The sequence below is a fragment of the Romboutsia sp. 13368 genome (assembly GCF_018336475.1).
Lineage (GTDB): Bacteria > Bacillota > Clostridia > Peptostreptococcales > Peptostreptococcaceae > Romboutsia.
The window spans coordinates 839,948-841,228 of record NZ_CP048741.1; the positions used below are offsets into that span (position 1 = coordinate 839,948).

Here is a 1,281-nt window from a genome sequence, read left to right on the forward strand (position 1 = left end):
AMTACTATTAAATATGATTGTAYATTAAGTGAAAATAAAATAGAAAGATGTAATATAGAATTTTCTGATATATATGAATAGATATAAAAATTGGTTGCTAAACTTATTTTAAGTTAGTAGCCAATTTTTATTTTAGGCTATGTTAGCCATCTTCGTGATAAATATGGAATAAAAATAACCACATCTTAGATTTTTCAATACATTGAATTCTAAGATGTGGTTACTTCTATAACTTACTATAAGTTGTTCGTAATATATTAAATTTAAGAACTTTTGTATTATAGACATGATTAAAAAAGTTCTTGCCAACTAAAATATAACTTAGCTTTGTAATAATCTTTTATTTTAATTATAATGTTTTTTCATAACAGTAAAATGGTTGTTCTTTTCCTAAGAAACTCATTTCTCCAACAAATTTATAGTTAAATTTTCTAAACAGTGAATTCATCTTAGTATTTATAGAATAAGTATCTGTTTTCAAATAATTTACACCGTTTTTAATTGCTAATTCTTCGGCAAAATTAATTAACTTACTTCCTATTCCTTTATTTCTATATTCAGGATTTACTGCCATTCTATGAATTATCATACATTTTTCATATTTAGACCAATTTAAATTATCATATTCTACCGGTTCTATATAATTAACACATATAAATCCAATAATCGTATTATCCTCTTTATCAACATATAAATCACCAAGTTCTATATCTTTTGCAAAATCTTTATCTTGAGGATAATTTTCATCCCATTGAGTATTATTATAAGATTTCATTTCTTCTACTGTTTTATTTATTATATTCATTATTTGTGGTATATCACTTAAATTTGCTTTATTTATCATTTATTTATCTCCTTTATTTTTTACTATTGGCCATTCTTCTTCCATATTTTTAATCATTCCTTTAACAAGCTTTTTTAATAAGTTTTTTTCTTGTTCATTAAATTTACTAAGGCATATATTATAGCCTATTTTAGATATAATTAATAACSAAGTTAGCTAACATAGCCTTATTTTATAAAACTTTATATTTATATAGTAACATTTAAATAATTAATCTCATATTTATTAAATAAATATAAATTGGAGTGAGTAATTATGGATATTATAAATTCTCTATTTTCTACTACATAGGGATATAATAACTTTCAATTATTTTCACTAAATCACCTTTTAATTATTGTATTTGTAGCATTTTTATCTTTATTTATTATTAAAACTAAAAAGATAAATAAAAGATTTATTACATTATTAACAACTTTAACTATAATAGATCAAGT

At 21.0% G+C, this 1,281-nt stretch carries 1 protein-coding gene; it reads right to left on the reverse strand.

The genetic code is table 11. From position 1 onward, the window contains the following. Nucleotides 1–349 precede the first annotated feature (349 nt). Nucleotides 350–844, reverse strand: a complete 495-nt coding sequence (locus G3997_RS03425) for a GNAT family N-acetyltransferase (protein WP_296648140.1) — start codon at nucleotides 842–844, stop codon at nucleotides 350–352. Between the last annotated feature and the right edge of the window lie 437 nt (nucleotides 845–1,281).